This window comes from Comamonas serinivorans (assembly GCF_002158865.1).
Taxonomy (GTDB): domain Bacteria; phylum Pseudomonadota; class Gammaproteobacteria; order Burkholderiales; family Burkholderiaceae_C; genus Comamonas_E; species Comamonas_E serinivorans.
In genome coordinates this window covers 189,406-207,483 of sequence record NZ_CP021455.1, presented here as the reverse complement: position 1 = coordinate 207,483, position 18,078 = coordinate 189,406, and the positions used below count along the sequence as shown (strand labels likewise).

Sequence of the window (18,078 nt, the reverse complement as noted above, 5' to 3'; positions counted from 1 at the left end):
CTGATAAACGGGAGTGAACCCATACTCATCCATTCATTGGCATGGTCAGCGGCAGGCACTGCCGGCGTGCAGAACCCGTCCGTCCCGCGTGCGCCTGACGCCGCATCGTGCGGCCGCCTGTCACGCCTGCCCGCCCGCTTTCGCCGAACCGCGGCATGGGCAAACGGTGCCCCCCAGGTCGGCAGCCGGGTGCGGAAACGAAGCCGTCCAGGCATCAGATTGCCTTCATCTTGGGGGCGCCCAATCCCTTCACACCGCAAGCCGCGCGTGTTCTGTCCAACCCTTGAAGGAGTCATCCCCATGCGTCATGCCACCACCGCCCTCGCCATCGCCGCCCTGCTGGGCCTGGGCGCCGCCGCCGCCATCGCCCAGCCATCCGGCTACACCGGCCCCAGCACGGCCCCCCAGACCGCCGCGCAGGGCAGCTATGCCGGCCCCAGCAGCGTGCCGCTGATGACGGTGAAGCAGCTGCTGGACACCGGCCGGGACGACCAGCACGCGCGCCTGCAGGGCCGCATCGTGTCGCACGACGGCGGTGACCGCTACACCTTCGAAGACGCCACGGGCCGCATCCCGGTCGAGATCGACGACGAGGACTTTCCCGCGGGCCAGACCGTGAGCGCGCAGCAGCGCGTGGAGCTGCTCGGCGAGTTCGACAAAGGCCTGCGCAAGACCGAGTTCGACGTCGACCGCGTCACCCTGCTGCCCTGACCGCCACGTCCGGGCCCCAGCCTCACCCGGCGCCCGGCGTGAGGCAACAGTCCCTGGGCCGCATGGTCAACGTGAGCAGGTCGGCGCGGGCGCCCTCGGGGCTGCGAGCTGGCCCCGTGCCCCGGCCCCACAGGGTGCCTAACATGGCGGCCACGAGGTCTATGCGCTTGCATGGGTGACTCGCGAAACGGGATCAAGCCGCCATCATGTCGCGCGGCGCACCGCCCGCGTGGCGGCGGCCCGGCCGATCGGCATGTTGCCCCTCGGCCCCGTTTTGACCGACACCCTGCCCAAGAGGAATGAGACCATGAAGTTCGACGAGGTCGTGCAGCAGCGCCGCAGCATCCGCGGCTACCTGGACAAGCCGGTGCCCAAGGCCTTGATCCGCGAGATCCTGGGCCTGGCCATGCGCGCCCCCACGTCCTACAACACCCAGCCGTGGAACTTCCACGTCGTGTCCGGCGAGGTGCTGGACCGCATCCGCCAGGGCAACGTCGAGCGCAACCTGGCCGGCGTGCCCGATTCGCGCGAGTTCCGCACCGGCCCGGCCTACGACGACGTGCACCGCTCGCGCCAGATCGGCGTGGCCAAGCAGCTGTTCGCCGCCATGGGCATCGCGCGCGAGGACCAGGCCGGCCGGCGCGACTGGGTGCTGCGGGGCTTCCGCCAGTTCGATGCACCGGTGTCCATCATCGTGACCTACGACCGCTCCATCCACGGCAGCGACGTGGCGCCCTTCGACTGCGGCGGCGTGGTCAACGCCATCGTCAACGCCGCCTGGTCGCGCGGCCTGGGCTGCGTCATCAACAGCCAGGGCATCATGCAGTCGCCCGTGGTGCGCGAACACGCCCAAATTCCCGCCGACCAGGTCATCCAGACCTGCATCGCCATGGGCTGGCCCGACGAGACCTTCCCCGCCAACGCCGTGGTGTCGCACCGCAAGACGGTGGACGAGGCGACCACCTTCCTGGGCTTCGACGATTGATGTACCTGGCAGTATGACCTGATTGCCGTTTTCCATTGAACGGCAACCACCCCATACTGCCATCACCCATCACATGGCCCAGATGCGCGGCGGGCTGCCGCGCAGGCCCCACAGCTCGGCGCGCCAGTGCGCCCACACCGCTTTCCACAGGTGCATCGCCGGCTCCACCACGGGCGCCAGGCCGCGCAGCACCAGCATGTGGTCGTTGGGGGCCGTCACGCCCGCCACCACCTCGCCGCCCGCCGCCTGCAGCAGGGCCTGCGTGGTCTCGAGCACGCCCTCGCGCTGCGCCCGCGGCAGCGCCGAGCCGCTCGCGAAGATCAGGCTGGCCAGGCAGCGCCGGCCCGCCAGGCCCAGCGGGCCGTCGAGCAAGCGGTGATCGTGCGCGCCCAGCGTGCCGCGCTCCAGAAAGCGCCCCGGCCATTCCAGGTGCTGGGTGAACTGGCCGCTGGTGAAGGGCTGGCCCGCCAGCGGCAGGCCCAGCGCCGTCACGTCCCAGGTCAGCAGCTGGGCGTCGTCGGCCAGCGCCATCGTCAGGTGGTTGGTGGCGTCGCACGCGGTGTAGGCCAGGGCCTCCAGCGGCAGCCACTCGAGCCGGGCGCCCGCGGCCAGGCTGAGGTGGGTGCGCTGCAGGGCCGGCCGGCCGTTGCTTTTGTAAAAGCGCGTGGCGCCCGGCGTGGTGACCAGCGCATGCGCGCCCTCGCCCACCTGCACGGCGATGTCGAGCACGTCGCCGCCGACCAGGCCTCCGGGCGGGTGCACCAGCACGTTGTGGCAGATGCCAGCGCCTTCAGGGTAGAGGCTTTTGAGCACGCGCAGCGGGCCATCGTGCGTGAACTGCAAGGCCGTGCGGCGGCGGCCCGGCGCCAGCGCCGCGTGGGACGTGTACGCCAGAGACAGGTGGGCGCGCCAGCTCATGCGCGGCCCCCTGCGCCAACCGGGCCCATCCGGCGCAGCACAGGACCAGATGCGGCGATCGGCTGGCCCCGCGCAGTGCACGGCGGGCGGGCCTGGTTCAAACGGGTGCAGGTGTGCATGGCCATGGCCTCAGTGCACGGCAAAGCGCAGCAGGTACTCGTAGCTGTTTTCCGTGGTCTTGGCATCACCCGTCACGGGCACACGCAAGATGGCCTGCAAGGTGTTGGTGCCGGCTGTGGGCACCACCGTGGCCAGGCCTTGCGCATCGGTCGACACGGGTGAGCCGTGCTCGCCCCAGCTCAGGCGCACGCCGGGCTGCGGCTTGCCATTCAGCAACACCAGCAGTCTCAGTGCTTGTCCAGCGTGCGGTGCCTTGCCCTGCTGAGGCACCACTTCGAACATCTGGCCCAGGGGCCTTTGCAGCAGCGCCCCCCACTGCACCACGGTCTTGTGGAACTTGCGCGCGTGCACACCCCGCACGGCGCCGGGGTTCTGGTCCATGGGCAGGGGCTTCATCTCGGCATGCTTGTCGGCGCTGCCGCTGAAGTAGCCGTTGTCCAGTTCCACGGCGATCAGGGCAGCTTTGGCATCGGGCTTGACGCGGATGCCGTCCGGCAGGCGCTGCACCTCGGTGGGCACCGAACGACCCCGCAGGTCGTAGGCGTGCACGCGCTGCAGCTTGGCCGGGTCGAAGGCTTCGAGCTGGCCGTCGTGCCCGCCAAACTGCATCACGTAGCCGCCTTGGGCATCGGCCTCCAGCCACACGTTGTGGGCCTGTGCCGCGCCGCACAGCACCAAACCGACGGCGGCGGCCGTGCACAGTTGGCGCAGCCAAGCCGTCGATGGGCGTTCAAGGGTGGGGTGGTCTGTCATGGGATTCCTGGGAGTGTGGGTCATAGCGAAACCTGCAAGCCGAGTTGCAGCGTGCGTGGCATGCCAGGCGCCACGAGGCGCTGGCCGCCGATCAGCGTGGTGGTGCTGGCGTAACGCGTGTTGCCCACGTTGCGCACCCACAGGCTCAGGCTCATGTCGCTGGCCCCCATGCGGGCGGGCAGGCGGTACTGCAGGCCCAGGTCCGCCCAGTGGGTGCTGCCGGCCCACTGCGTGTTGTCGGCATTGAGGGGGCTGCGCCCCACGTGGCGCAGCATGGCTTGCACGGTGAGTTCGGGCGTGGCGCGCCAGCGCGCATGCCAGGTGCTGGTGAAGCTGGGCACGCCACTCACCGGGTGCCCCACGAGGGCCGGATCGGCGCTCTGCGTTACGCGCGAGCGCGCCCGGCCATAGGCCCACGCCACATGCCAGTCGCGGTGCGGCGTCCAGTGCAGCTGCAGCTCGGCGCCCTTGCGCACGGTGTTGCCAAAGTTCTCGTACTCACCGGGCGCCGTGTTGCGGATTTCCTGGCTGGAGGTGATGCGGTAAAGCGCCGCGTCCACCAGCCACTGCGCCGAGGGCTTCCAGCGCAGGCCCAGCTCGGTCTGGCGGAAGACATTGGCCTCCAGGTCACGTGCACCCAGGGCGTACTTGGCAAAGTCACTGGGCAGGGCAAAGCCTTCCGACCAGTTGGCCCGCACGGCCAGGGCCGGGTTGACCTGAGCCAGCACGCCCAGCTTGGGGCTGAGGTGGCGCTTGTTCTGCATGCGCTCGCAGGGGTCGTCGCCAGCCTCGGGGCCCAGCAGGCGGCACTGGCCCGAGAAGTGGTCCCAGCGCAGGCCGGCCGTGGCCTGCAGCCAGTCGGTGGCCTGCCAGCTGGTCTGGCCGTAGGCGGCGGTGTTGGTCAGGCGGGTGCGGCGGTCGTTCAGCGCCGGCGCGGTGTGCTGACGCGCCACCAGTCCATCCCAGTAGCCATAGTCGGTGGACTCGCGCACCCGTTCGGCGCCCAGCATCCAGTCCAGCGCGCCACCGGCCAGCGTGGCTTTGCCGCTCAGGTTAGTGCCCAGACCGAAGACGCTGCGGTCGTAGCTTTCCTCGCGCTGCATCCAGCCGCCGCCACGCGGCCGGGTGAACCAGCGCGTGAAATCTTGCCGCGTGCCGTAGGCAAAGCCCAGCAGGTGGGTGTCGCCGCCCAGGTCGTGGTGGGCGTCGAGTCGCAGCGTCTTGAAGTGCTTGCGCGAGCCATCGTCCACCACATGGGGGTCCTGACCCTGGGGGTCGACGCGCCACTGGGCCTCGGTCAGGTAGCCGGGCGAATCGCCCTTGGCCTCGTGCCAACGGCCTGACAGGGCGATGTCGAAGCGGCTGTTGATGCGGTGGTTCCAGTAGCCGCTGAGCGTGCTGCGCGAGAAGTCGTCATCCGGCCGAGCGCCATCGCCCCGCACGTGCTGGGCCGCCAGGTTGATCTGGTCGCCCGACGCCAGCGTCTGCCCCAGCGCGAACTGGCCGTCGACCAGGCCATGTGAGCCGGCCGTGAAGCTGAGGTCTTTGTAGCTGCCACTGCGCCGGGTGCGCAACTCCACCAGACCGGCCCGGTTGTAGTTGCCTTGCAGCACCGAGGTGGGGCCGCGGTGCACGGCGGCCTGTTCCAGCTCCAGCGGCACCACCACGTTCAGGTCGAAGTAGCCGTCGGCGTGCGACATGGCCTCGTTGAGCGGGATGCCGTCGAGCGTGGCCGCGATGTCACCCCCATGGCCGCCGCCGGAGAAGCCACGCAGCACCACGCTGTTGGCCACGCCGTTGATCTGGTAGTTGCTCACGTGCATGCCAGGCACCTTGGTCCACAAGGCTTCAACCTCCTGCACCCCTTGCTCCCGCACGTCCTCGGCCTGCAAGGTGCTGACGGAGAACGGTTGATTCGCTCCCTCCAGCGCCTGTCCCTTGACGGTCACACCGGGCAAGGCCACGGACTCGTCCGCAGCCAACGCAGGCAAACTGACCAAGGCCAGCACCCAACAACTCACGGGACCGACCCACTGGGGGATTCGCAACATCTCACCTCTCAAGGACAAAGCCGAATCGCCGCAAATTCCATGCCATGCGCACCAAGGCGCCACCTTGAGCACTCAATCGGTGCACTCGTCGCCCTCTCATGCCCCAACAAGGATCTCTTGCATCGTTGTGGGGCATGCCATGCCGATGCCGCACCGGCCGCCACTGGCACAGCTATTGCTTCGATGAGGGCATGGAACTCACACCGCGTGAAAAAGACAAGCTGCTGATCTTCACGGCCGCCCTGCTGGCCGAGCGGCGCCTGGCGCGCGGGCTCAAGCTCAACTACCCCGAGGCCGTGGCCCTGATCAGCGCCTTCGTGATGGAGGGCGCCCGCGACGGCAAGACCGTGGCGCAGCTCATGAGCGAAGGCCGCACGGTGCTCACGCGCGCCGACGTGATGGACGGCATCGCCGAGATGATCCCGGACATCCAGGTCGAAGCCACCTTTCCCGATGGCACCAAGCTGGTGACCGTGCACGAGCCCATCGTCTGAGCGACGCGCCAGACACGCCACCGCCTCACAGCTCACCTCATTCACCAGGAGCAAGGCAGTATGAACCCATCGACGCTTTCAACGAAACGCCAACCTGGTGATACCCCATCCTTCAACGCGCCAGCCGCAACCCACACCGCCTGGTCCTGGTTGCGGGCGGCCCTGACCCCTTCTCGCACGCCCATGAAATCCAAAGACCTGCTGATCGCCATCGCCATCACCCTGGCCACCTTGCCGCTGGCGGCGCTGGCCCACGTCGGCGGCTTGCCGCACAGCCATGGTGCGTCTGACGGCTTTTGGCATGCGCTGGCGCATCCCTTCACCGGCCTGGACCACCTCGCGGCCATGCTGGCCGTGGGCGTGTGGAGCGCGCTGGCCTTTCCCTCGCTGCAGACCGCCTGGCGCGCGCCGGCCGCCTTCGTGGCGTTGCTGATGGTGGGCGCGCTGGTGGGCCTGAGCGGCCTGTGGGTGCCAGGGGTGGAGCCCATGATTGCCGCCTCGGTGTTGGTGCTGGGCTTGCTGGTGGCGGTTCGCCAGCGCATGCCCTGGGTGCTGGCCGCAGGTCTGGTCGGTGCGTTTGCGTTCTTCCATGGCGCGGCCCACGGCTACGAGCTGGCGGGTGACGCGGGCGCCGCCGCGTATGCAGCCCTGGCCGGTGTGGCCCTGGGCTCGGCCGCGCTGCACGGCGCTGGGCTCATGCTGGGCCATGCCGTGTTGCACCAACGCCCCTGGCTGGCCCGTTGGGGTGGCGGCGCCACGGCGGCGCTGGGCGTGTTCATGCTGACCCGCCTGGCCTGAGCAGGCCTGCACTGGAGCGACCATGATTCCTGGCGAGATGCTGATCGACGAGGGCGTGCACGCCCTGAACCCAGGGCGCCGCACCCTGACGCTGGTGGTGGTGAACGCCAGCTCACGGCCCATTCAGGTTGGCTCGCACTACCACTTCGCCGAGACCAACGGCGCGCTCGGCTTCGACCGCGATGCGGCGCGGGGCATGCGGCTCAACATCGCGTCCGGCACGGCCGTGCGCTTCGAGCCCGGCCAGCAGCGCACCGTGGAGCTGGTGGACTTCTCCGGCGACCGCACCGTGTACGGCTTTCGCGGCCTGATCCAAGGAAAACTCTGACATGGCGACCATTTCGCGCCGCGCCTACGCGGAGATCTTCGGCCCCACGACCGGCGACCGCGTGCGCCTGGCCGACACCGAGCTGCTGATCGAGGTCGAAGACGACTACACGCTGCGCGCCGGTGGCTATGGCGAAGAGGTCAAATTCGGCGGCGGCAAGACCATCCGCGACGGCATGGCCCAAAGCCAGCGCACGCGAGACGGCACAGGCAGCGGCCCGACGGCCGGTGGCGCCGTCGACTGCGTGCTGACCAACGCGCTGATCCTGGACCACTGGGGCATCGTCAAGGCGGACATCGGCATCAAGAATGGGCGCATCGCCGCCATCGGCAAGGCCGGCAACCCCGATGTGCAACCCGGCGTGGACATCGTGATCGGCCCGGGCACCGAGGTCATCGCGGCCGAGGGCAACATCGTCACGGCCGGCGGCATCGACAGCCACATCCACTTCATCTGCCCGCAGCAGATCGAGGAGGCCCTGGCCTCGGGCGTCACCACCATGCTGGGTGGCGGCACGGGGCCGGCCACGGGCACCTTCGCCACCACCTGCACCAGCGGGCCCTGGAATATCGAGCGCATGCTGCAGGCGGCAGACGCCTTCCCGATGAACCTGGGCTTTCTGGGCAAGGGCAACGCCAGCCTGCCCGCCGCGCTGCACGAGCAGATCGACGCCGGCGTGATCGGCCTGAAGCTGCACGAGGACTGGGGCACGACGCCGGCGGCGATCAGCAACTGCCTGGACGTGGCCGACGCCACCGACACGCAGGTGGCCATCCACTCGGACACGCTCAACGAATCGGGCTTCGTCGAGAACACCATCGCGGCGACCCAGGGCCGCGGCTTGTGCGCCTTCCACACCGAGGGTGCGGGGGGAGGCCACGCACCCGACATCCTGCGCGTGGTCGGCGAGGACAACTTCCTGCCCTCCTCGACCAACCCCACCATGCCGTACACCGTGAACACGCTGGACGAGCACGTGGACATGCTGATGGTCTGCCACCACCTGGACGCCGGCATCGCCGAAGACCTGGCCTTCGCCGAGTCGCGCATCCGCAAGGAAACCATCGCGGCCGAGGACGTGCTGCACGACCTGGGCGCGATCAGCATGATGAGCTCGGACAGCCAGGCCATGGGCCGGGTCGGCGAGGTCATCCTGCGCACCTGGCAGACCGCGCACAAGATGAAGCTGCAGCGCGGCTGGCTGCCACCCGAGCCCGGAACGGGTGCGGACGCTTGGGATCACAGCGCGCGCAACGACAACTTCCGCGCCAAGCGTTACGTGGCCAAGTACACGATCAACCCGGCGATCGCGCACGGCATCAGCCACGAGGTGGGCAGCCTGGAAGTGGGCAAATGGGCCGACATCGTGCTCTGGAAACCCGCCTTCTTCGGCGTGAAGCCCACCTGCATCCTCAAAGGGGGCCTCATCGCCATGGCGGCCATGGGCGATCCCAATGCCTCCATCCCCACGCCGCAGCCCGTGCACTACCGGCCCATGTTTGGCGCATTGGGCGGCGCAGTGGCCAAGACCTCGCTGACCTTCGTCTCGCAGGCGGGCATGGCCGCGGGCATCGGCGAGCGCTTTGGCCTGCGCAAGCAGCTCTCGGCGGTGAAGGGCATTCGCGGCGTGCGCAAGCAGCACATGGTGCACAACAGCCTCACCCCCCACATGGAGGTGGACGCCCAGACTTACGTGGTGCGCGCCAACGGCGAGCTGCTGACCTGCGAGCCGGCCAGCAGCCTGCCCATGGCGCAGCGCTACTTCCTGTTCTGAAGGGTGTTGAGCTGAAACGCGGTGTCCGGATGCTGCATGCCCTTGCGCTCGAACCAGGCCAGCCAATCGCAGGCCTCGATCTGCGGGGCCTGGCCCACGGTGGCCGGCAGGGCCTCGTACACCAGCACCGCCATCTCCCGCATGCCGCCGCCGGTCAGCGCCACGGGCACGGTGAGGATGCGCTTGGTGTACTCGCCCAGGTCGACGGGCCACAGGCCTTCGATGCCGTCGAGCTGCTGCTCGAGCGCATCGTCGAGTTCGTACACCTCGGCCAGCACGGACTGTGTGCCCTCCAGCCGCAAGCCGGGGTACCAGCCCAGGTCGTACAGGCTGCCCGTCAGCTGGGTGCGGCCCACGCCGCGCAGGCCGGTGCGCAGGCGCGCCATGTCGTTGATGCCGCCGGCCCGCAGCGTGCCGTAGACGGCCACGTGGCGCGCCCCGCAGGGTTGCCAGCGGGCGCCAGCCGAAGAATCATCCACAGGAGAAGGCGTGTTGTTGCAGACGCCGGAGTCGAAAACGCTTGACATGTGTGGCAGGCTGTTGAGGTCACCGATAACCCAGCCCGGGTTTGCACGAATCGCGCCAATTTTCGCGATGCCGCCATGCCGGTGCGCCCACCCGCCTGCCACTGCCCTGTTTCACCCATGCTGACCATCCACAAACTCTTGCCCCGCGGCCAAGGCCTGGCCCCCGTGATCCTCAAGCGCGCCGCCCAGGTCGAGCTCGACTGGGACGTGCGCCAGAAGTCCCGCTTTGCCGCCACCGACAGCCAGGGTCGCGCGCTGGCCGTCTTCCTGCCGCGCGGCCAGGCCGTGCGGGGCGGCGATGTGCTGGTGGCCGAGGACGGCAGCCTGATCCGCGTCGTCGCGGCCCCGCAGGCCGTGCTGCGCATCACGGCCTGTGCCGAACACGGTTCGCCGTTCGACCTGATGCGCGCGGCCTACCACCTGGGCAACCGCCACGTGCCGCTGGAGCTGCAACCGGACCACCTCAAGATCGAGCCCGACCACGTGCTGGCCGACCTGCTGCGCAGCATGCACATGACGGTGGTGGCCGCCGACCTGCCCTTCGAGCCCGAAGGCGGCGCCTATGGCGGCCACGTCACGCACGACGGGCACAGCCACCATGGGCACGGGCATTCCCACGATCACGATCACAAGCACGACCATTCCCACGAACACGGCCATGTCCACGGGCCGCACTGCAACCACGGCCACCACGGCGGATGAAGCCCCTCATGCCCTCGGCCGCGCTCGACCCCGCTGGTTTTCTGCAGCTGATGTGGCTGGCCTCGCCGGCCCTGCCCATTGGGGGCTTCTCGTATTCCGAGGGGCTGGAAGCCGCCATCCACGCCGCGCAGGTGACCGATGAGCACGACGCCGGCGATTGGCTGCTGGCGCAGCTGCACCTCACCCAGTCGCGCGGCGACATGGCCGCCATCGCCCAGGCCCTGCCGGCCTGGCAGGGCGGCGACACCGCCCGCGTGCAGCAGCTCAACGACTGGGTGCTGGCCACGCGCGAAACCAGCGAGCTGCGCCTGCAGGCCGAGCAGATGGGCAAATCCATGACCGACTGGCTGCGCAACCAGCACCGCGACGATGCGGCCCGCGGCGCCCAGGTCGAGCAGCTGGCCGCGCTTTCCGAGCGACGGCCGAGTTACCCCCTCGCCTTCGCGCTGGCCGCCGCCTTCACGCAGGCGCCCGCTCGCGAGGCCTTGCTGGCCTACGCCTTCGGCTGGGCCGAGAACATGGTGCAGGCCGCCATCAAGGCCGTGCCGCTGGGCCAGAGCGCGGGCCAGCGCATCCTGGCCCGGCTGGCGCACGACATCCCCGCCGCCGTGGCGCATGCCCAGGGCCTGTCCGACGCGCAGCGCCAGGCCTTCTCGCCCATGCTGGCCATCCTCTCGGCCCAGCACGAGCACCAATACTCCCGCCTGTTCCGCAGCTGACCTTGCCGCCATGAACGCCTTGTTTGCCACCACCCCCGAGCCGCCCTACTACGCGGCCATCTTCACCTCGCAGCGCCACGCGGGCGACCAGGGCTATGCCGCCATGGCCGACCGCATGGCCGAGCTGGCGAGCCAGCAGCCCGGCTACCTGGGGGCCGAGAGCACGCGCGACGCCCAGGGCTTTGGCATCACCGTGTCCTACTGGGTGAGCGAAGCCGCCATCCACCACTGGAAGCAGCACGCCGAGCACCAGATCGCGCAGGCCACCGGCCACACCACCTGGTACGAGCACTTTGAGGTGCGCATCGCCAAGGTCGAGCGCGCCTATCGCAAGCCCGCCTGATCCGCTTTTCCCGCTCATTTCCCGATGACTTCACGACACGACCGGCCATGACCCCACCACTGCACCACATCCCCCACCGCACCAAGACCTTGCCGCCCCTGCGCGTGGGCATTGGCGGGCCCGTGGGCTCGGGCAAGACCACCCTCCTGGAGATGCTGTGCAAGGCGATGCGCGACCAATGGGACCTGATCGCCATCACCAACGACATCTACACCAAGGAGGACCAGCGCCTGCTGACCGTGAGCGGCGCGCTGCCGCCCGAGCGCATCCTGGGCGTGGAGACCGGCGGCTGCCCGCACACGGCGATCCGCGAGGACGCCTCGATCAACCTCGAGGCCATCGACCGCATGCTGGGCCAGTTCCCCGATGCCGACATCGTCTTCATCGAATCGGGCGGCGACAACCTGGCCGCCACCTTCAGCCCCGAGCTGTCGGACCTGACGATCTACGTGATCGACGTGGCGGCAGGCGAGAAGATCCCGCGCAAGGGCGGCCCCGGCATCACCAAGAGCGACCTGTTCGTCATCAACAAGACCGACCTGGCCCCGCACGTGGGCGCGAACCTGGACGTCATGCGCAGCGACACCGTGCGCATGCGCACCACGCCCAAGGGGCTCAAGCCGTTCGTGATGACCAACCTGAAAACGCTGAGCGGCCTGGACGAGGTCGTGGCCTTCATCGAGCAGCAGGGGCTGCTGCAGCCAACGCGCTGAAATCCGCAGTATGCGGCCCTTGCCGTTTTTCAAAGAACGGTAACAGGACCATACTGCCTAGGAAGCGTGAACTGCGTAGGGCAGCAGGCGGCCCTGCACCTCGCGCAGCGTCACCTGCACGGGGTCGCCAATCGCCAGGTCGGTCTCGGCGCGCGTCATCACGCGCACGCCCTCGGCCAGGTCGACGAGCGCGATCGCATACGGGCCATCGCGCGTTTCGTCCTTGGTGGGGCCCCGGTGCACCACGGTGTGCGACCAGACCCGGCCCGGGCCCGCGATGGGCGCCGAATCGACAGCGCCCCCACAGCGCGCGCACTGACGCTGGCGCAAGGCGGTGCGAAAGCCGCAGGCCACGCAGGTGTCGACCCGCAGGACAGGCGTGCCCTGCGTCCAGTCGCTGGCGCCAGGGGCGGCGTGGGGCGCGGTGATGTGAGGCGTGCCGGCGGGCTGCGGGCTGGCGGCGGATGCCATCGGGCTGCTCATGGAAGGTCCTCCGTGCTGGGCACTGCGGGGGCTCATGCGTCTCTCTCCAAAACCATGCTGGTGTGCGAGGACAGTACCCCGCCGTCCGAGTGCAGAAAGGCCAGCGGCGCCTCGTGCGCGACCTGGCGCGCGCCGCAGCCGCCGCGCATCTGCGCCACCGCCTCGGCCACGTGCGCCAGCGCCCCGGCGGCACCGCAGTGGCCGTACGACAGCAAGCCCCCGTGCGTGTTCAGCGGCAGCCGGCCCGCAGGACCGAACAGGCCATCGCGCGCCGTCGCGCCGGCCTGGCCGGGCGCGCAAAACCCCGTCGCCTCGAGCAGCATGGCCAGCGTGACGGTGAAGCTGTCGTACATGCCAACGTAGCGCATGTCGCCCACGCCGCGGCCGGCCTGGGCGAAGGCAGCCGCGGCGGCCTGGCGTGCGCCCAGGGCCGCATCGTCCGGCGCGGCCGACACGTGCTGGTGGGTGTGGGCGCTGCCGGTGCCCGCGATGCGGATCACCGCGCCGTCGGCCCGCGCGCCGGGTTCGGCGTCGACGATGACGGCCGCGGCGCCGTCCGAAATGGGGCAGCAGTCGAGCAGCCGCAGCGGCGCCGACACCAGCTTGGAGGCCAGCACGTCGGCCACGGCGATGGGCTGGCGCAGCTGGGCGCCCGGGTGCGTGGCGGCGTGGGCGCGCATCAACACGGCCAGCTCGGCCAGGTCGGCGGGCGTGGTGCCGGTCTCGTGCAGGTAGCGCGCGGCCAGCAGCGCGTAATAGGCCGGAATGCTCGCGCCCAGCGGCACCTCATAGTCCGCATGGCCCACCTGGGCCAGCGTTTTGATCGAGTCGTCGCGCGACTGGCCGGTGAGCCGGTTTTCACCCGCCACGCACAGCACGCGGCGCACCGCGCCCGAGCGCACCAGGTGGCTGGCCAGGGCGACCAGCGTGAGGCCGGTGGCACCCCCCACCTGCACACCGTGCGACCAGGTGGGCTGCAGGCCGAAGTGCTCGGCAAACAGGGTGCCCAGCATCAGGTGTGGCAGGGTGGTGGAGTAGGCCACGAGCAGGCCGTCCACCTCGCCGCGCGCCAGGCCGGCATCGGCCAGGGCCAGCGTGGCGGCCTGGCCCATCAGGTCCAGCGTGTCCTGGCCGTCCAGCCGGCCGTAGGGCGTCATGCCAACGCCTCGGAGGTATGCGGTGTGCGTCATCGGCGGCATTGTCACGCGGGCTTTGGCGCGCCGGCGGCGCCTGGGGGACCGGCGGGCGACCGGTCGCGGGGCGGTCTGCCGCGCAGGCGACGAAGGCGCTGGCGCGCGATGCCGCCCCCAGGGGCGCATGCGAGGTCGCTTGCGTGCTCACGGGGTATGGCCCGATTGCCGTTGAATTGAAAACGGGAAATGCGCCGTACTGCCTTCCCGCTCTCCGCATGACGTCGAGACACGGCGCACGCATGCACCGGCTCAGCGGTGCCCCTGGCCGCCTGCACCTGCGCACCCTCCACAACAAAACAGGCCCCCCAGGAGCCTGTGTCGCCAAGGGACGCGCCGTCAGGCGCCCGCCCTCACTTGCCGTTGCCCAGGCGCTGCTGCATGTGGGCGGCGCGCTTGTCGGATGGCGGGTGCGAGCTGAGCAGCGCGCTGTCCTTGCTGCCTTCGCTGAGCTTGGCGAGCTTCTGGAAGCTGGTCACCAGCCCCTTGCGCGGCAGCTTGAGCTGGGTCAGCAGGTCGAACGAGTAGTCGTCCGAGGCCGATTCCTGCGACTGCGAGAACTGCGCGTTGAGGAATTTCTCGGCCAGCTCGCCAGCCTGCGTGCGCGACAGCGTGCTGAGCGCCGCGTTGCCGCTTTGCGCCGCGATCTGGCGGGCCGCCGACGTGGCGTAGGCCGCCTGCAGGCGCGACTTGGAATGCCCCAGGGCGACGTGGCCGATCTCATGGCCGATGACGCCGCGCAGCTCGTCGTCGTTCATCAGGTCCATCAGCCCGCTGTAGACCCGGATGCAGCCGTTGGCCATGGCCCAGGCGTTGACGTCGCTGGTCAGGTAGACCTTGTAGTTGGTCTGCTTGCCATCGATGGCCTTGGGGAAGGCCTTGACCACGCGGTTCAGGCGCTGGGTGTACTTGTTCTTGGCCGGCGCCACCTTGTTCTGCGCGTCCATGGCTGCACACGACTCGTTCGACAGGGCGACCACGTCGCTGTCGGACAGGGTCAGGGCCTTGGACGCGGTGCTGACGGTCTCGGCCGTCTTGCCCAGGCTGTCCGTGTTCAGGGTCTCGGCGGTTTTGCAGCCCGTCAGGGCCAGGGCCAGGCTAAGGCCCAGCGCGGTGAGGGGAAAGCGTGTCATGCGGTTTACCTTTCGTTCCAGGGTGTGACCGTTCCGAGCTCCGGGTCAGGCTTGTGGCGCATGCAACGTTCCATACCTCTCCTCCCGGTGTTTGTGTGTTGTGCCTCGGAACGTGAACAGTGTAGTGAGGCCCGCCTCCAAACCGCGTGACCGCGCGCGCCAGCCGTTGCATTTGCGCCGAATACGCACGGCTCGCCGTACGGCTCGCTGCGCGGCGGCTCAGTCTTCGTGCAGGGCGGCAAATTCGGCCGCCAGGTGATCGAGCAAGGCGCGCACCGCCGGCAGCTGGCCGCGGCGCGAGGCGTAGACGGCGTGGATCAACTCGCGCCGGGGCTCCCAGCCCGGCAGCACGTTGACCAGCTCGCCGCGCGCGAACTCGGCCTGCACGAACATGCGCGGCAACTGCACCACACCCACGCCCGCCAGCGCCGCCGCCTTGAGCGCCAGCATGCCCAGCGTGACGTAGCGCGGGTGGTGCCGCACCTGGGCCTGTGCACCCTCGGGCCCCAGCAGATGCCAGCGATGCTCGTCCTGCGGCTGGCCCAGGGCCAGGCTGGGCCACTGCGCCAAGTCGGCCGGCCCCTGGGGCATGCCCTGGCGCGCCAGCAGCGCCGGGCTGGCCAGCAGGCACTGGCCGCGATCGGCCAGCACCCGCAGGATCAGCTCGCTGTCCGCCAGCGGCGGTGGCCGCACGCGCAAGGCCAGGTCCAGGCCTTCGGCCACCACGTCCACGCGTCGGTTGGTTTCGTCCACCTGCAGGCTGACGCGCGGGTGGGCCTGCAGAAAGCCCGCCAGCATGGGCCCCACGCGCGTGGCCAGCAGCGCCACCGGGCAGGACAGGCGCACCAGCCCGCGCGGCTCGGCATGCGACAGCGCGATCGACTCCTCGGCGGCCTCGGCCTCGGTCAGCATGGCGCGGCAATGGGCGACATAGGTGCGCCCCGCGTCGGTCACCGCAAAGTGGCGCGTGGACCGCAGCAGCAGCTGGGTGTGAAGCCGCGCCTCCAGCGCCGCCACGCGCCGGCTGAGCTTGGACTTGGGCACCCCGAGCGCGCGGCTCGCGGCGGCAAAGCCGCCGTGCTCCACCACCTGGGCGAAGTAATACAGGTCATTGAGGTCGGGCACGGTGGGCAACATGGGCATGCAGCAGAGGTGATCACAGGAAAGGGGGCGGGGCGCAGCGACGGTCGCCGTCACCCATGCCACGGGTCCATGCCGCGCCGACGCCACACGTCGAACGCCAGCGCCGGCACCGACATCAAGCCCAGCACCGAGGCCAGCGGCAGCACGCTGACGAAGCCCAGCCGGCCAAAGCCCAGCACGCCCACGTAGCCACCGCCGATGAAAGCCAGCACCAGGCCGCCGTAGAGCTTCATGCGTTCGGCGAACAGCCGCCGGTGCTCGGCCTGCAGGCCCCGCGTGCGGCGGCGCAGCAGCCGGCCCCATTCGATGCCGATGTCGGTCAGGTGGCCGGTCATGTGGGTCGACCGCACGTGCTTGCGCGAGGCCTTGGTGGTGAGGGCGTTTTGCAGCCCCATCAAAAAGGCCAGCAGCAGCACGGTCAGCGGCACGCCGAACGGCGTCTGCAGGCGCAGCGTGAGCGCACCCACCAGGCCAAAGGCCAGCAGCACCCAGGCTTCCAGGAACAGCGGCAGCGCATAGATGTGCTGCAGGTGCAGGCGACGCGCCCACTGGATCTGGACCGTGGCCGTCATGGCCCCCAGCACGAAGGCGCCCAGCGCCCCGACGGCCGACAGCATCAGCCGCACGTCCTGCACCACCCAGGCATAGGGCAGCTGCGAGGCGAAGCCGCTCATGTGCGAGGTGTAGACGTGCAGCACCCGAAACCCGCCCGCGTTGATGGCCCCGGCCACGAACGCCAGCCACAGGCCCAGCGCCAGGTCGGCGCTGGCGCTGCGGTGCCGGCTGGTCAAGGCCAGCCAGGGCGACGAGAGGACCCGCAACCGGGAGGACAAGGACATGCACACCACTCCGCACGAGGAGCCGGCATGGTAGCCGGCCGGTCCAGGCGCGCCTCCCGCACCGACGCCCCAAGGGGTCGGCGCCATTGACCGGCGGCCATGCCAGCACGGGCGCCACGCCCAGCGATGGGCCCACCTGCGGAAACCGTCGCGCGCACCCTGCCCGGCGCGGGGCCGAGGCGGACCCGCTCCCGCCGATCCGCCCCGCTCACACGGGCCACCGCCTACCCGGGGCCTTGAATCCACCCATCTGTTTCACCAATGAAACGATGAAGCGCATTTTTGCCATCTATCACCTTCATCGTTTCATCCGCATACTGCTCCTCATGTTCCTCGAATCACCTCGGCGGTTCTCACCCGGAGAAGACACCATGTTGAAGCAGATCCTCGGCGTGTACAGCGCCCCGCGCCCGCACTGGGTGGGCGATGGCTTTCCCGTGCGTTCGCTCTTCAGCTACCACGGCCATGGCGAAGCACTCAGCCCCTTCCTGCTGCTGGACCACGCCGGCCCGGCCCGCTTCGCGCCCAGCAGCCAGCCACGCGGCGTCGGCGTGCACCCCCACCGCGGTTTCGAGACCGTGACCATCGTCTACGACGGCGAAGTTGCCCACCGCGACTCCACCGGCGCGGGCGGCCTCATCGGCCCCGGCGATGTGCAGTGGATGACGGCGGCCTCGGGCATCCTGCACGAGGAGTTCCATTCGCCCGATTTCAGCGCGCGTGGCGGTGAGCTGCACATGGTGCAGCTGTGGGTGAACCTGCCCGCCGCCGACAAGATGGGCGCGCCCGGCTACCAGACGCTGCTGAACGCCGACATCCCGCGCGTGGCCCTGCCCGATGACGCCGGCCAGCTGCGCGTGATCGCCGGCCGCTTCGGCGCCACTGCCGGCCCGGCCCGCACCGCCACGCCCATGGACGTGTGGGACGTGCGCCTGCGCGCCGGACGCGAGGTCACGCTGCCCGCCCACGCCGGCCACACGCTGGTGCTGGTGGTGGTGAGCGGCACGGTGCTGGTCAACGGCAGCGAGGTGGTGCGCGACGGCCAATGGCTGCAGTTCGACCGCGAGTCCGGCGAGGTGCAGCTCGAAGCCAACAACGACGCCAGCCTGCTGTGGCTGTCGGGCGAGCCCATCGCCGAGCCCGTGGTCGGCCACGGCCCGTTCGTCATGAACACCGAGGCCGAAATCGAGCAGGCCATGGCCGACTTCCACAGCGGCCGGTTCGGTCAGCTGGCGCCATCCCGTGCGCCCGCCACGGCGGACCTGTAACCCGTCCCGCCGGCCTGGGCAACCGGGCCGGCCAACGCCTGTCCACGCCCCGCAGACGGGCATGCGGCTGAACCGCTGCCCGCCTG

General features: G+C 69.8%; 20 protein-coding genes. 11 read left to right on the top strand and 9 right to left on the bottom strand.

Going from position 1 to position 18,078, the window contains the following annotated elements:
* The first annotated feature begins 300 nt into the window (after positions 1-300).
* Positions 301-711, top strand: coding sequence for a YgiW/YdeI family stress tolerance OB fold protein (locus CCO03_RS00865; protein ID WP_087275972.1), 411 nt, complete (start codon positions 301-303; stop codon positions 709-711).
* A gap of 307 nt (positions 712-1,018) precedes the next feature.
* Positions 1,019-1,696, top strand: coding sequence for a nitroreductase (locus tag CCO03_RS00860; RefSeq protein WP_087275969.1), 678 nt, complete (start codon positions 1,019-1,021; stop codon positions 1,694-1,696).
* 69 nt (positions 1,697-1,765) lie between these two features.
* On the opposite strand, the gene CCO03_RS00855 is transcribed toward CCO03_RS00860, so the two are convergent.
* The 3 genes from CCO03_RS00855 to CCO03_RS00845 form a co-directional block, all read right to left on the bottom strand.
* Positions 1,766-2,614: an urease accessory protein UreD gene (locus tag CCO03_RS00855; protein ID WP_087275966.1), complete on the bottom strand. Its 849-nt coding sequence runs from the start codon at positions 2,612-2,614 to the stop codon at positions 1,766-1,768.
* Positions 2,615-2,743: 129 nt separating this feature from the next.
* Entirely contained in the window at positions 2,744-3,487 is a 744-nt protein-coding gene (locus tag CCO03_RS00850; protein ID WP_087275963.1) for a DUF4198 domain-containing protein, read from the bottom strand.
* A gap of 20 nt (positions 3,488-3,507) precedes the next feature.
* Positions 3,508-5,538, bottom strand: a complete 2,031-nt coding sequence (locus CCO03_RS00845) for a TonB-dependent receptor (protein WP_087275959.1) — start codon at positions 5,536-5,538, stop codon at positions 3,508-3,510.
* A gap of 191 nt (positions 5,539-5,729) precedes the next feature.
* Between CCO03_RS00845 and CCO03_RS00840 the strand changes: the two genes are divergently transcribed.
* The 4 genes from CCO03_RS00840 to ureC all read left to right on the top strand — a co-directional run bounded on the left by CCO03_RS00840 (position 5,730) and on the right by ureC (position 8,932).
* Positions 5,730-6,032, top strand: coding sequence for an urease subunit gamma (locus tag CCO03_RS00840; protein ID WP_087275956.1), 303 nt, complete (start codon positions 5,730-5,732; stop codon positions 6,030-6,032).
* A 183-nt stretch (positions 6,033-6,215) separates the two neighbouring features.
* Positions 6,216-6,830 carry a HupE/UreJ family protein gene (locus CCO03_RS00835; protein WP_087275953.1) on the top strand — a complete coding sequence of 205 codons (615 nt, stop codon included), beginning with the start codon at positions 6,216-6,218 and terminating at the stop codon, positions 6,828-6,830.
* A gap of 22 nt (positions 6,831-6,852) precedes the next feature.
* A complete protein-coding gene (locus CCO03_RS00830; protein WP_087275949.1) occupies positions 6,853-7,158 on the top strand; it encodes an urease subunit beta in 306 nt (101 codons plus the stop codon).
* Position 7,159: 1 nt separating this feature from the next.
* Complete coding sequence (ureC, locus tag CCO03_RS00825; protein WP_087275946.1) at positions 7,160-8,932, top strand: urease subunit alpha; 1,773 nt, start codon at positions 7,160-7,162, stop codon at positions 8,930-8,932.
* Here the strand turns inward: ureC and CCO03_RS00820 are convergent.
* Positions 8,917-9,459: a gamma-glutamylcyclotransferase family protein gene (locus tag CCO03_RS00820; RefSeq protein ID WP_087275944.1), complete on the bottom strand. Its 543-nt coding sequence runs from the start codon at positions 9,457-9,459 to the stop codon at positions 8,917-8,919. The two genes, ureC and CCO03_RS00820, sit on opposite strands and share 16 nt — an antisense overlap.
* Positions 9,460-9,576: 117 nt before the next feature.
* On the opposite strand from CCO03_RS00820, the gene ureE reads away from it, so the two are divergent.
* From ureE to ureG, 4 genes are read left to right on the top strand one after another with little or no spacing between them, the layout of a single operon-like run.
* Positions 9,577-10,161, top strand: a complete 585-nt coding sequence (gene ureE / locus CCO03_RS00815; protein ID WP_087275941.1) for an urease accessory protein UreE — start codon at positions 9,577-9,579, stop codon at positions 10,159-10,161.
* 8 nt (positions 10,162-10,169) lie between these two features.
* Entirely contained in the window at positions 10,170-10,880 is a 711-nt protein-coding gene (locus tag CCO03_RS00810; protein ID WP_087283894.1) for an urease accessory protein UreF, read from the top strand.
* Positions 10,881-10,890: 10 nt separating this feature from the next.
* Positions 10,891-11,223 (top strand): antibiotic biosynthesis monooxygenase family protein, encoded by a 333-nt coding sequence (locus CCO03_RS00805; protein WP_087275938.1) that lies wholly within the window; start codon positions 10,891-10,893, stop codon positions 11,221-11,223.
* 47 nt (positions 11,224-11,270) lie between these two features.
* Positions 11,271-11,936: an urease accessory protein UreG gene (gene ureG / locus CCO03_RS00800; protein WP_087275935.1), complete on the top strand. Its 666-nt coding sequence runs from the start codon at positions 11,271-11,273 to the stop codon at positions 11,934-11,936.
* A gap of 57 nt (positions 11,937-11,993) precedes the next feature.
* Here ureG and CCO03_RS00795 read toward each other — a convergent pair whose 3' ends face one another.
* The 5 genes from CCO03_RS00795 to CCO03_RS00775 form a co-directional block, all read right to left on the bottom strand.
* A complete protein-coding gene (locus CCO03_RS00795) occupies positions 11,994-12,419 on the bottom strand; it encodes a Zn-ribbon domain-containing OB-fold protein (protein WP_157667428.1) in 426 nt (141 codons plus the stop codon).
* A 32-nt stretch (positions 12,420-12,451) separates the two neighbouring features.
* On the bottom strand, positions 12,452-13,576 hold the full coding sequence (locus CCO03_RS00790; RefSeq protein ID WP_236903976.1) for a thiolase family protein: 1,125 nt from the start codon (positions 13,574-13,576) through the stop codon (positions 12,452-12,454).
* Between the two features lie 386 nt (positions 13,577-13,962).
* Complete coding sequence (locus tag CCO03_RS00785; protein ID WP_087275925.1) at positions 13,963-14,742, bottom strand: M48 family metallopeptidase; 780 nt, start codon at positions 14,740-14,742, stop codon at positions 13,963-13,965.
* Between the two features lie 219 nt (positions 14,743-14,961).
* Positions 14,962-15,879: a LysR family transcriptional regulator gene (locus CCO03_RS00780; RefSeq protein WP_418236067.1), complete on the bottom strand. Its 918-nt coding sequence runs from the start codon at positions 15,877-15,879 to the stop codon at positions 14,962-14,964.
* A gap of 56 nt (positions 15,880-15,935) precedes the next feature.
* Positions 15,936-16,724 (bottom strand): YoaK family protein, encoded by a 789-nt coding sequence (locus CCO03_RS00775; RefSeq protein WP_087283887.1) that lies wholly within the window; start codon positions 16,722-16,724, stop codon positions 15,936-15,938.
* 374 nt (positions 16,725-17,098) lie between these two features.
* Here CCO03_RS00775 and CCO03_RS00770 point away from each other — a divergent pair, with 374 nt between their 5' ends.
* Positions 17,099-17,992, top strand: a complete 894-nt coding sequence (locus CCO03_RS00770; RefSeq protein WP_205690385.1) for a pirin family protein — start codon at positions 17,099-17,101, stop codon at positions 17,990-17,992.
* The last annotated feature ends 86 nt before the right edge of the window (positions 17,993-18,078 follow it).

What these genes read in the sequence shown, in the direction of transcription:
- CCO03_RS00865 (WP_087275972.1), top strand. Translation starts at nt 301, where the DNA reads ATGCGTCATGCCACCACCGCCCTCGCCATCGCCGCCCTGCTGGGCCTG.
- CCO03_RS00860 (WP_087275969.1), top strand. Translation starts at nt 1,019, where the DNA reads ATGAAGTTCGACGAGGTCGTGCAGCAGCGCCGCAGCATCCGCGGCTAC.
- CCO03_RS00855 (WP_087275966.1), bottom strand. Translation starts at nt 2,614, where the DNA reads ATGAGCTGGCGCGCCCACCTGTCTCTGGCGTACACGTCCCACGCGGCG.
- CCO03_RS00850 (WP_087275963.1), bottom strand. Translation starts at nt 3,487, where the DNA reads ATGACAGACCACCCCACCCTTGAACGCCCATCGACGGCTTGGCTGCGC.
- CCO03_RS00845 (WP_087275959.1), bottom strand. Translation starts at nt 5,538, where the DNA reads ATGTTGCGAATCCCCCAGTGGGTCGGTCCCGTGAGTTGTTGGGTGCTG.
- CCO03_RS00840 (WP_087275956.1), top strand. Translation starts at nt 5,730, where the DNA reads ATGGAACTCACACCGCGTGAAAAAGACAAGCTGCTGATCTTCACGGCC.
- CCO03_RS00835 (WP_087275953.1), top strand. Translation starts at nt 6,216, where the DNA reads ATGAAATCCAAAGACCTGCTGATCGCCATCGCCATCACCCTGGCCACC.
- CCO03_RS00830 (WP_087275949.1), top strand. Translation starts at nt 6,853, where the DNA reads ATGATTCCTGGCGAGATGCTGATCGACGAGGGCGTGCACGCCCTGAAC.
- ureC (WP_087275946.1), top strand. Translation starts at nt 7,160, where the DNA reads ATGGCGACCATTTCGCGCCGCGCCTACGCGGAGATCTTCGGCCCCACG.
- CCO03_RS00820 (WP_087275944.1), bottom strand. Translation starts at nt 9,459, where the DNA reads ATGTCAAGCGTTTTCGACTCCGGCGTCTGCAACAACACGCCTTCTCCT.
- ureE (WP_087275941.1), top strand. Translation starts at nt 9,577, where the DNA reads ATGCTGACCATCCACAAACTCTTGCCCCGCGGCCAAGGCCTGGCCCCC.
- CCO03_RS00810 (WP_087283894.1), top strand. Translation starts at nt 10,170, where the DNA reads ATGCCCTCGGCCGCGCTCGACCCCGCTGGTTTTCTGCAGCTGATGTGG.
- CCO03_RS00805 (WP_087275938.1), top strand. Translation starts at nt 10,891, where the DNA reads ATGAACGCCTTGTTTGCCACCACCCCCGAGCCGCCCTACTACGCGGCC.
- ureG (WP_087275935.1), top strand. Translation starts at nt 11,271, where the DNA reads ATGACCCCACCACTGCACCACATCCCCCACCGCACCAAGACCTTGCCG.
- CCO03_RS00795 (WP_157667428.1), bottom strand. Translation starts at nt 12,419, where the DNA reads ATGAGCAGCCCGATGGCATCCGCCGCCAGCCCGCAGCCCGCCGGCACG.
- CCO03_RS00790 (WP_236903976.1), bottom strand. Translation starts at nt 13,576, where the DNA reads ATGACGCCCTACGGCCGGCTGGACGGCCAGGACACGCTGGACCTGATG.
- CCO03_RS00785 (WP_087275925.1), bottom strand. Translation starts at nt 14,742, where the DNA reads ATGACACGCTTTCCCCTCACCGCGCTGGGCCTTAGCCTGGCCCTGGCC.
- CCO03_RS00780 (WP_418236067.1), bottom strand. Translation starts at nt 15,879, where the DNA reads ATGTTGCCCACCGTGCCCGACCTCAATGACCTGTATTACTTCGCCCAG.
- CCO03_RS00775 (WP_087283887.1), bottom strand. Translation starts at nt 16,724, where the DNA reads ATGTCCTTGTCCTCCCGGTTGCGGGTCCTCTCGTCGCCCTGGCTGGCC.